Consider the following 12,300-nt stretch of genomic DNA (forward strand, 5'->3'; position numbering starts at 1 on the left):
GTGTGTAAGTCTTGTGCTAACGAAACGTTTATTATGGATATTACAAATAAAAATGATAGTAAAACCTTTGTAAATAAAGTATTACCATACGAGAACTTCGTAAAGTTTTTCATGCTTGAAGAAATAAAATTGAAGTGGTTATTAGATGCACTAGCAGTAGTAGTGGCTTGATTAGATAAAGTTTTTTGTTTTTTATCTGTAAAAGTTGAGCTATCAAAAATATCTATAATAGATACCTCACTTAATTTCGTAAAGTTATTCATATTCGGGAGAAAATATTATTACTATGTACTTAATTATGTATTCTATAATTATAGATTTTTAAAGCTAAATCTATAGAGCTATCAATTACACTATCAATCAAATGTATATTTTTACACATAATATGTTTTCATTTTTTTTATAAAAATCGATTAAAATCGATTAAAAACACATTACAACGACCAAATGCCTTTTACGTTTTTTCATAAGTTAATTCTTACTAAAAATATCTTAATTTTTTTTATTGTTATCTAAATTTGAATTTAAGCTGACTATCACTACAAAAAAGAGCTAGGTTTTATTGTGGTTTTAAATAAAAAAGATAAAGAGTTGCATTTATTACAATTATATTTGCCAAAATTTAGTTTTATGAAATTTACAGACGAAATTAAACGAAGAAGAACCTTCGGAATAATCTCTCATCCAGATGCAGGAAAAACAACATTAACTGAGAAACTTTTACTTTTTGGAGGTGCTATACAAGAAGCCGGAGCTGTAAAAAGTAATAAAATAAAAAAAGGGGCGACTAGTGACTTTATGGAAATAGAACGCCAACGTGGTATTTCTGTTGCTACTTCTGTATTAGCTTTTGAATATAATGGTATTAAAATTAATATTCTTGATACACCTGGTCACAAGGATTTTGCCGAAGATACTTTTAGAACGCTAACTGCTGTAGATAGTGTTATAGTAGTTATTGATGTTGCTAAGGGTGTTGAGGAGCAAACTGAAAAATTAGTTGAAGTTTGTAGAATGAGAAACATCCCAATGATCGTTTTTATAAATAAAATGGATCGTGAGGGTAAAGATGCTTTTGAACTACTTGATGAAATAGAACAAAAATTAGGTTTAAAAGTTACGCCTTTAAGTTTCCCTATTGGTATGGGCTACGATTTTAAAGGTATTTACAATATATGGGAAAAAAATATTAATTTATTTAGTGGAGATAGTAGAAAAGATATAGAAGAAACGATTGAAGTTTCTGACTTAAATTCTGAAGCATTAGATACATTAATAGGTAGTACTGCTGCTGATACGCTAAGGGAAGAATTAGAACTTGTAGAAGGCATTTACCCAAGTTTTAGTAATGATGATTATTTAAATGGTAATTTACAACCTGTATTTTTTGGTTCAGCACTTAATAACTTTGGTGTAAGGGAATTATTAGATTGCTTTGTTGATATTGCCCCTAAACCAAGACCCAAACAAAGTGAAGAACGTTTAGTTGAACCAGACGAAGAAAAATTTACTGGATTTGTTTTTAAAATTCATGCTAATATGGACCCTAATCACAGAAACAGATTGGCTTTTGTTAAAATTGTTTCTGGAGAGTTTAAGCGTAATGCACCATATTTACATGTTAGAAACAAGAAGAAAGTAAAGTTCTCTAGTCCAAATGCCTTTTTTGCAGAAAAAAAAGAGATTGTAGACATCTCTTATCCAGGTGATATTGTAGGTTTGCAAGATACTGGTAATTTTAAAATTGGAGATACCTTAACTGAAGGTGAAATACTAAACTACAAGGGTGTTCCTAGTTTTTCTCCTGAGCATTTTAGATATATTAATAATGCAGATCCTTTAAAATCTAAGCAATTATATAAAGGTATAGATCAATTAATGGACGAAGGTGTTGCTCAATTATTTACATTAGAGCTTAATGGGCGTAAAGTTATTGGTACTGTTGGTGCTTTACAATATGAGGTTATTCAATATAGATTAGAGCATGAATATGGTGCAAAATGCACTTATGAAAATTTAAATGTGTATAAAGCGTGTTGGGTAGATCCTGAAGATTCTAAAAATGATGAATATAAAGATTTTTTAAGAGTGAAACAACGTTTCTTAGCAAAAGACAAACGTGGGCAACTTGTGTTTTTAGCAGATTCTTCTTTCTCATTACAAATGACACAACAAAAGTATCCAAGTATTAAATTTCATTATGTTTCTGAGTTTGAATAATAAAAACGTATTTACAATAATTTTAATACACTTTTAAACTTACTACCATATTATAAGATATTAAATCTATAAAAACAGCTTAAACACTATTTAAAATAAGTCGTTTTTCTATAACACATCAAAATAAATTATTAAATATTGTTTTATAATAGTTTATATTTATAAATAAAAAAATCCCCTATCTAGGGGATTTTTTTATGCTTGACCTGTTGGTCCAAAATTTAGAGGTATTGGAGGTTGTTCATAATCCTTAATTTCTCCATGCGCATTTTCAAAGCGCTTTACATTATCATTTAATGCTTTTAATAGTCGCTTAGCATGTTGCGGTGTTAATATTATTCTGGACTTTACTTTACTTTTTGGCGCCCCTGGCATAATACTTACAAAATCTACAACGAACTCAGATACTGAGTGATTTATTATTGCTAGGTTAGAATAGATTCCTTCTGCAATTTTTTCGTCTAATTCTATATTTATTTGGCCTTGTTTTGGCTTTTCATCTTTTTTATCTGCCATTTTTTGTTTTTTTATTCCGTAAAACAGAGTTATTTAGTTTTCTATTAAAAAAGTCCTGCTTTTTAAACAGGACTTTTTAATTATTTATAAAGATTTTTAACTTATATGAAGTTTAACAAGATTCCTGTCTTCTCAGGAATAATAATTATTAATTATAATTAACTTCTTGTTTTGCTTTCATCATTTCATCAAATTCTTCTTTTGATCCTACTATAATGTTGTCGTAAGAACGCATTCCTGTTCCTGCTGGAATTCTGTGTCCTACAATTACATTTTCTTTAAGTCCTTCTAATGAATCTACTTTACCTGCTACTGCTGCTTCGTTAAGTACTTTTGTTGTCTCTTGGAACGATGCCGCAGAGATAAACGATTTAGTTTGTAACGATGCTCTTGTTATACCTTGTAAAATTGGTGTTGCAGTTGCTGGTTGTGCTTCTCTAGCTACAACTAACTTCTTGTCCTCGCGGCGTAATAAAGAGTTTTCGTCTCTTAACTCGAAAGATGTAATGATTTGTCCTTCTTTAAGATTCGTTGAGTCTCCTGCGTCTTCAACAACTTTTTTACCAAATATATCATCGTTTTGCTCGATAAAGTCTGCTTTGTGTACTAATTGGTCTTCTAAGAAGATTGTATCTCCTGAGTCGATAATTTTTACTTTACGCATCATTTGTCTTACAACAACTTCAAAGTGCTTATCGTTAATTTTTACACCTTGTAAACGGTATACTTCTTGTACTTCGTTTACTAAGTATTGTTGTACTGCTGCTGGCCCTTTAATATTTAAGATATCGTTTGGTGTTATAGATCCGTCTGATAGAGGCATACCTGCTTTTACAAAATCGTTTTCTTGTACAAGAATTTGATTTGATAGTTTTACTAAGTATTTCTTAATATCTCCTAATTTAGATTCTATAATAATCTCACGATTACCTCTCTTAATTTTACCAAATGATACTACACCATCGATTGCACTTACTACTGCTGGGTTAGATGGGTTACGAGCTTCGAATAACTCTGTTACACGTGGTAAACCTCCTGTAATATCCCCTGCTTTAGCTGATTTACGTGGTATTTTAACTAAAATTTTACCTATTTTAATTTTCTCTCCATCGTCTATCATTATGTGTGCTCCAACTGGTAAGTTGTACGAACGTATTGCTTCTCCTTTGCCATCTTCTACGATAAGTGTTGGAATTAGCTTCTTATTTCTAGACTCTGAAATTACTTTTTCTTGGAAACCTGTTTGTTCATCAATTTCTACTTGATATGTTACCCCTTGTTCGATATTTTCATATCTTACTTTTCCAGCAAATTCAGAAATAATTACACCGTTGTATGGATCCCATTCACATACTACATCTCCTGCTTTTAACTTATCACCGTTATTAACAAAAATGGTAGACCCGTATGGAATATTATTTGTACTTAGTGTAATTCCTGTTTTCTTATCTACAAGTTTTAATTCTGAAGTACGAGAGATAACGATATCTACTTCGTTTCCTTCTTTATCTTCGCCTTTAACTGTTTTAAGTTCTTCAATTTCGGCAATTCCATCAAACTTAACAACTAACTTATTTTCTTCTGAAATGTTACCTGCAATACCTCCTACGTGGAATGTACGAAGTGTTAACTGTGTTCCTGGTTCTCCAATAGATTGCGCGGCTACTACACCTACTGCTTCTCCTCGTTGTACCATTTTATTTGTTGCTAGGTTACGACCGTAACATTTAGCACAAATTCCTTTTAGAGCTTCACAGCTTAATGGTGAGCGTACTTCTACAGATTCTAGAGGTGAAGCTTCAATTGCTTCTGCAATTTCATCTCCTATTAGTGCTCCTGCTTCTACGATTAATTCTTCTGTTAATGGGTTATAAACATCGTTAAGAGCTATTCGTCCTACAACACGTGCACTTAATTTTTCTACAACTTCATCATTTTTCTTTAATGCTGTTACTTCAACACCTCTTAATGTTCCACAGTCTTCACTGTTTACTATAACATCTTGAGATACGTCTACTAAACGACGTGTTAAGTATCCTGCATCGGCAGTTTTAAGTGCTGTATCGGCAAGTCCTTTACGTGCACCGTGCGTTGAGATAAAGTATTCTAAAATTGAAAGTCCTTCTTTAAAGTTAGAAAGAATTGGGTTTTCAATAATTTCTCCTCCTCCTGCATTAGATTTTTTAGGTTTTGCCATTAATCCACGCATACCTGTAAGCTGACGAATCTGTTCTTTAGATCCACGGGCTCCAGAATCAAGCATCATATATACCGAGTTAAATCCTTGTTGGTCTTCGCGAATACGCTTCATAGACAACTCTGTTAACTCTGCATTTGTTGATGTCCAGATATCAATAACTTGGTTATAACGTTCGTTATTTGTTATAAGTCCCATGTTATAGTTACCAGTAATACCGTCTACTTTTTTATTAGCGGCATCAATCATTGATTGTTTTTCTGGTGGGATAATAATATCTCCTAAACTAAATGATAATCCTCCTCTAAAGGCGAAGTTATATCCTAATGTTTTAATTTCATCTAAGAAAGCTGCTGTTTCTGGTACACTTGTTACCTTTAAGATATCTCCAATGATGTCTCTAAGCGACTTCTTAGTTAAAACTTGGTTTATGTATCCTGCTGCTGCTGGTACTTTTTCATTGAAAAGTACACGTCCAACTGTAGTTTCTATAATTTGTGGTACTAATTCTCCTGCTTCATTAAAGTCAATGGTTCTTACTTTAATTTCTGCATTTAAATCTACACGTTTCTCGTTATAAGCTATTGTTACTTCTTCTGCTGAGTAGAATGTTAAGCCTTCTCCTTTAACGGTTAATTCTGGTGTAGACTTACGCAACTTAGTCATATAATATAGACCAAGTACCATATCCTGAGATGGTACGGTTACTGGTGATCCATTTGCAGGATTTAAGATATTATGTGAAGCCAACATTAATAATTGACATTCTAAAATAGCTTCTGGTCCTAATGGTAAGTGCACCGCCATTTGATCTCCATCGAAATCGGCATTAAAGGCCGTACATACTAATGGGTGTAACTGTATTGCTTTACCTTCTATTAATTTGGGTTGGAATGCTTGAATTCCAAGACGGTGAAGCGTAGGTGCACGGTTTAGTAATACTGGATGCCCTTTAAGAACATTTTCCAAGATATCCCAAACCACCGGTTCTCTTTTATCTATAATTTTCTTAGCAGATTTTACTGTTTTTACAATTCCTCTTTCTATTAGTTTTCTAATAATAAAAGGCTTGTAAAGTTCTGCTGCCATATTTTTTGGTAAACCACACTCAAATAATTTTAATTCTGGTCCTACAACAATTACAGAACGTGCTGAATAATCTACACGTTTACCTAGTAAGTTTTGACGGAAACGTCCTTGCTTACCTTTAAGTGAATCTGATAATGATTTTAATGGTCTATTTGAATCTGTTTTTACTGCAGATGATTTACGTGTGTTATCAAATAATGAATCTACCGATTCTTGTAACATACGCTTCTCGTTACGTAAGATTACTTCTGGAGCTTTAATCTCCACTAATCTTTTTAAACGGTTGTTTCGTATAATTACACGACGGTATAAATCATTTAAATCCGACGTTGCAAAACGGCCTCCATCTAATGGTACTAATGGACGTAATTCTGGCGGAATAATTGGCACAACCTTCATAATCATCCATTCTGGACGATTTTCTCTGTTGTTATTAGATTCACGTAATGCTTCAACTACTTGTAATCGTTTTAAAGCTTCAGTTTTACGTTGTTTAGACGTTTCTGTATTTGCTTTATGACGTAATTGGTATGATAATGTATCTAAATCTATTCTAGATAATAACTCGATAAGACACTCTGCCCCCATTTTAGCAATAAACTTCTCTGGGTCTGTATCTTCTAAGTATTGATTATCTTGAGGTAGACTTTCTAATACATTAAGGTATTCTTCTTCTGTTAAGAAATCCATTTTTTGTAATGGTTCTCCTTCTTCATTTTTAGCATTACCGGCTTGTATTACTACATAACGTTCGTAGTAAATAATCATATCTAATTTCTTAGATGGTAATCCTAATAAGTATCCTATTTTATTTGGTAAAGAACGGAAGTACCAAATATGAGCTACTGGTACAACAAGGTTGATGTGTCCTACTCTATCTCTACGTACTTTCTTTTCTGTTACTTCAACTCCACAACGGTCACAAACAATACCTTTGTATCGTATTCTTTTATATTTACCACAAGCACATTCGTAGTCTTTTACAGGACCAAAAATACGCTCACAGAATAAACCATCTCTTTCTGGTTTATGTGTTCGATAATTGATAGTTTCAGGTTTTAACACCTCTCCTCTTGACTCTGCTAAAATAGACTCTGGAGATGCTAAACCAATTGAGATTTTATTAAATCTCTTTACTGTATTCTTATCTTGTTTTCTTGCCATAATGCTGAAACTTTGATTTTTTTATAATTAAAGTTTTACTTAAAAAATTAAAACTTCAATTTATAAGTTCCCCGCTTTCGCGGGGATAAAATTATTCCTCTAATCTAATGTCTAATCCTAAACCTTTCAATTCGTGCATAAGTACGTTGAATGATTCTGGTAATCCTGGATCTGGCATTGGCTCACCTTTTACGATAGATTCGTAAGTTTTAGCTCTACCAACTACATCATCAGATTTTACAGTTAAGATTTCTCTTAATGTTGCAGATGCTCCATAGGCTTCTAATGCCCATACTTCCATCTCTCCAAAACGTTGTCCACCAAATTGTGCTTTACCACCAAGAGGTTGTTGTGTTATTAAAGAGTATGGTCCAATAGAACGTGCGTGCATTTTATCGTCTACCATGTGTCCCAGTTTTAACATATAAATCACACCAACTGTTGCTGGCTGATCGAAACGTTCTCCTGTTCCTCCATCGTATAAATAAGTATGTCCGTATCTTGGAATTCCAGCTTCATCTGTAAATTCGTTAATTTGGTCTATTGTAGCTCCATCGAATATAGGTGTTGCATAGGTACGACCTAAGTCTTGTCCTGCCCAACCTAACACTGTTTCGTATATCTGTCCAATGTTCATACGTGATGGTACTCCTAATGGATTTAATACGATATCTACTGGTGTTCCGTCTTCTAAGAATGGCATATCTTCTTGACGAACAATACGTGCAACAATACCTTTGTTACCGTGACGTCCTGCCATTTTATCTCCTACTTTTAGTTTACGTTTTTTAGCAATGTAAACTTTAGCTAATTTTATAATACCTGCTGGTAATTCATCTCCTACAGAAATTGTAAACTTCTCACGACGTAATGAACCTTGTAAATCGTTTTCTTTAATCTTATAGTTATGAATTAAATCTGCAACTAATTTATTGGTATGCTCGTCTGTTGTCCAAGTTCCTGATGTTAAGTGTGTATAATCATCTACAGCATTTAACATTTTTAATGTAAACTTCTTACCTTTTGGTAATACTTCTTCTCCTAGATCATTGAAGATTCCTTGAGAAGTTTTTCCGTTTACTATAGTAAATAGTTTATCTACTAATACAGATTGTAATTCTTCGAACTTAGCATTATAGATTCCTTCTAATTGAGAGATATCTTCTTTATCTTGAGCTCTTTTACGTTTATCTTTTATAGCACGAGAGAATAATTTTTTATTAATTACTACACCGTGTAAAGATGGTGATGCTTTTAAAGAGGCATCTTTTACATCTCCTGCTTTATCTCCAAAGATTGCACGTAATAATTTTTCTTCTGGTGTTGGGTCGCTTTCTCCTTTAGGTGTAATTTTTCCGATAAGGATATCACCTGGTTTAACTTCCGCACCAATACGAATCATTCCGTTTTCATCTAAATCTTTTGTAGCTTCTTCTGAAACGTTAGGGATATCGTTAGTTAACTCTTCGTTACCTAATTTTGTATCTCTAACATCTAAAGAATACTCATCGATATGGATAGATGTAAATATATCTTCGCGTACTACTTTTTCTGAAATTACAATCGCATCCTCAAAGTTATACCCTTTCCAAGGCATAAAGGCTACTTTCATATTTCTACCTAAAGCTAATTCTCCTTTTTGAGTGGCGTATCCTTCAGATAATACTTGACCTTTTGTTACTTTATCTCCCTTTTTAACGATAGGCTTAAGGTTAATAGAGGTTCCTTGGTTTGTTTTTCTGAATTTTACTAAAGGATATGTCTTGATATCGCTATCGAAACTTACTTTAGCTTCATCTTCTGTACGGTCGTATTTTATAACAATTTCGTTTGCGTCTACATATTGTACAACACCTTCTCCTTCTGCGTTTATTAATACACGAGAATCTGATGCTACTTGGCGTTCTAATCCTGTTCCTACAATTGGAGCTTGTGGACGTAATAATGGTACGGCTTGACGCATCATGTTAGATCCCATTAATGCACGGTTGGCATCATCATGCTCTAGGAATGGAATTAAAGAGGCTGAGATAGAAGATATCTGGTTTGGTGCAACATCTGTATAATGAATTTCTTTTGGATCCATTACAGGGAAATCACCTTCCATACGAGCAATTACTTTATCGTGAAGGATTTTTCCAGTTTCATCAACTTCTACAGTGGCTTGCGCGATTAATTTTTCTTCTTCTTCTTCTGCACTTAAATAGGTAGGTGCACTGTTAATATCTACAACACCGTTTGTTACTTTTCTGTATGGTGTTTCTATGAATCCCATAGAATTCACTTTTGCATATACAGATAAAGATGATATTAAACCAATGTTTGGTCCTTCTGGTGTTTCAATAGGACATAAACGTCCATAGTGTGTATAGTGAACATCACGTACCTCGAACCCTGCTCTTTCTCTAGATAGTCCTCCAGGTCCTAATGCAGATAATCGACGTTTGTGTGTTATCTCTGCTAATGGATTTGTTTGATCCATAAATTGAGATAGCTGGTTTGTTCCAAAGAAAGAATTAATTACAGAAGACAAGGTCTTTGCATTAATTAAATCTATTGGTGTAAATACTTCGTTATCACGAACATTCATACGCTCACGAATAGTACGTGCCATACGTGCTAAACCTACTCCAAACTGTTGAGATAATTGTTCTCCTACTGTACGTACACGACGGTTAGATAAGTGATCAATATCATCAATCTCTGCTTTAGAGTTAATAAGTTCTATTAAGTATTTTATAATGGTAATGATATCTTCTTTGGTAAGCACTTGCTTATCCATACCAATATCAAGACCTAATTTTTTATTCATTCTATAACGTCCTACTTCTCCTAAAGAGTAACGTTGATCACTAAAGAATAATTTATCTATAATACCACGTGCAGTTTCCTCATCTGGCGGCTCTGCATTACGTAATTGTCTATAAATATGTTCTACTGCTTCTTTCTCCGAGTTTGTTGGATCTTTTTGAAGCGTATTATGTATAATGGCGTAATCACCTTGTTCTGAAGTTTCCTTGTGTAAAAGGATTGTTTTAACTCCAACTTCAATGATTTCTTCTATGTTTTCTTTGTCTAATTCAGTATCACGATCTAATACAATTTCGTTACGCTCGATAGATACAACTTCTCCTGTATCTTCATCAACGAAATCTTCATGCCATGTGTTTAATACACGCGCTGCAAGTTTTCTTCCTTGATACTTTTTTAATCCTGATTTTGATACTTTAACTTCTTCAGCTAAATCAAAAATTTCAAGAATATCTTTATCACGCTCAAAACCAATAGCTCTAAATAAAGTCGTTACAGGTAACTTCTTTTTTCTATCGATATAAGCATACATTACTTGGTTAATATCTGTAGCAAATTCAATCCAAGATCCTTTAAAAGGAATAACTCTTGCTGAATATAATTTTGTTCCATTTGCATGGAAAGATTGTCCAAAAAATACTCCTGGAGATCTGTGTAATTGAGATACAACTACACGTTCTGCACCATTGATACAAAACGTACCACTAGGTGTCATATAAGGTATCGTTCCTAAGTACACATCTTGAACAATAGTTTCGAAATCCTCGTGTTCAGGGTCTGTACAATATAACTTTAACCTTGCTTTAAGCGGAACGCTATAAGTAAGTCCTCTTTCTATACATTCTTCAATGGCATATCTTGGTGGATCTATGAAGTAATCTAAAAATTCTAATACGAATTGATTACGGGTATCTGTAATTGGAAAATTTTCCATGAAGGTGTTGTATAACCCTTCATCACCTCTTTCTTCAGATTTTGTTTCTAGTTGGAAAAAATCCTGAAAGGATTTTATTTGAATATCCATAAAATCTGGATATTCTGTTCTATTGACTATAGACGAGAAATTTAATCTTTCAGCTTGTGTTACTAACATCAATGGACGAAATTTTGATTAAAAAAAATATGATTGTATATAGCTTGTCACTATATACGACAAATGGTCTAGGTCTTAGAGACTACTCTCCAGACCTAAACCTTTGTAATGTTTTAGAGTAAAGCTTACTTAAGCTCAACCTCTGCTCCAGCTTCTTCTAAAGAAGATTTTAAACCTTCTGCTTCATCTTTAGAAACACCTTCTTTGATTGCACTTGGTGCATCGTCAACTAATCCTTTAGCTTCTTTTAATCCTAATCCAGTTAATTCTTTAACTAATTTTACAACAGCTAACTTAGCGCCACCTGCAGCTTTAAGGATTACATCAAATTCAGTTTTCTCTTCAGTAGCATCTCCACCAGCTCCTGGTCCAGTTTGTACAACTGCTGCTGCTGCAGCAGGCTCGATACCATACTCATCTTTTAATATGTTTGCTAATTCGTTAACGTCTTTTACTGTTAAGTTAACTAATTGTTCTGCGAATTCTTTTAAATCTGCCATTTTCTATCGTTTTAATAATTTTTGTAATAATATAATTGTGTAAAGTGCGTACTTTTTAAATTATCCTTCTTTTTCAGATAATGTTTTAAGAATACCTGCTAATGTTCCTCCACCTGATTTAAGTGCAGAAATAACGTTTTTAGCTGGTGATTGAAGTAATCCAATGATATCTCCAATTAATTCTTCTTTAGATTTGATATCTACTAATACATCTAACTGGTCGTCTCCAATGTAAACAGCTTCCTCAATAAAAGCTCCTTTTAATAAAGGCTTTTCTGATTTTTTGCGGAATGCTTTAATTACTTTTGCTGGTGCGTTACCAGTTTCTGAGTACATTACAGATGTATTACCTTTAAGCGTTGATGGTAAGTCTCCAAAATCTTTATCTGAAGCTTCCATTGCTTTTTCAAGTAATGTGTTTTTAACTACTGCTAATGTTACGTTAGCTTTAAAACAAGCTCTACGTAAATCTGAAGTAGTACCTGCATTTAATCCAGAGATGTCTGCTAAATATATGTTAGCATTCTCTGCTAGCTGTCCAGTTAATTCTTCAATAACTTGTGATTTTTCTTCTCTTGTCATAATAATAAGTTATTTAACTACTAACCGATTTTAGTATCAACTGCAATACTAGGACTCATTGTACTAGACATATGAATGCTCTTTACGTAAGTTCCTTTTGCCGCAGTTGGCTTCAGTTTAATTAATGT

The 12,300-nt window shown here is 33.2% G+C and carries 7 protein-coding genes and 1 pseudogene; 1 reads left to right on the forward strand and 7 read right to left on the reverse strand.

The window, feature by feature from the left end:
• Window positions 1-263 (reverse strand): hypothetical protein (locus ACVC2P_RS12575; RefSeq protein ID WP_452598817.1); only part of this gene is annotated, 263 nt, incomplete at its 3' end.
• Window positions 264-630: 367 nt separating this feature from the next.
• Between ACVC2P_RS12575 and ACVC2P_RS12580 the strand changes: the two genes are divergently transcribed.
• Window positions 631-2,220 carry a peptide chain release factor 3 gene (locus ACVC2P_RS12580; RefSeq protein WP_452598818.1) on the forward strand — a complete coding sequence of 530 codons (1,590 nt, stop codon included), beginning with the start codon at window positions 631-633 and terminating at the stop codon, window positions 2,218-2,220.
• A gap of 195 nt (window positions 2,221-2,415) precedes the next feature.
• On the opposite strand, the gene ACVC2P_RS12585 is transcribed toward ACVC2P_RS12580, so the two are convergent.
• The 6 genes and pseudogenes from ACVC2P_RS12585 to ACVC2P_RS12610 form a co-directional block, all read right to left on the reverse strand.
• Window positions 2,416-2,736, reverse strand: coding sequence for a DUF3467 domain-containing protein (locus ACVC2P_RS12585; protein WP_452598819.1), 321 nt, complete (start codon window positions 2,734-2,736; stop codon window positions 2,416-2,418).
• A gap of 148 nt (window positions 2,737-2,884) precedes the next feature.
• Window positions 2,885-7,186, reverse strand: coding sequence for a DNA-directed RNA polymerase subunit beta' (gene rpoC / locus ACVC2P_RS12590; protein WP_452598820.1), 4,302 nt, complete (start codon window positions 7,184-7,186; stop codon window positions 2,885-2,887).
• A gap of 91 nt (window positions 7,187-7,277) precedes the next feature.
• Complete coding sequence (gene rpoB / locus ACVC2P_RS12595; RefSeq protein WP_452598823.1) at window positions 7,278-11,090, reverse strand: DNA-directed RNA polymerase subunit beta; 3,813 nt, start codon at window positions 11,088-11,090, stop codon at window positions 7,278-7,280.
• 125 nt (window positions 11,091-11,215) lie between these two features.
• A complete protein-coding gene (gene rplL, locus ACVC2P_RS12600) occupies window positions 11,216-11,590 on the reverse strand; it encodes a 50S ribosomal protein L7/L12 (RefSeq protein ID WP_452598821.1) in 375 nt (124 codons plus the stop codon).
• Window positions 11,591-11,650: 60 nt separating this feature from the next.
• The gene (rplJ, locus tag ACVC2P_RS12605; protein ID WP_452598822.1) at window positions 11,651-12,172 is read right to left on the reverse strand and encodes a 50S ribosomal protein L10; all 522 of its coding nucleotides are present in this window, start codon (window positions 12,170-12,172) and stop codon (window positions 11,651-11,653) included.
• A 20-nt stretch (window positions 12,173-12,192) separates the two neighbouring features.
• Window positions 12,193-12,300 (reverse strand): annotated as a pseudogene (locus ACVC2P_RS12610) (50S ribosomal protein L1); the annotation flags it as partial.

It is taken from the genome of Pontimicrobium sp. MEBiC01747, from assembly GCF_053601635.1.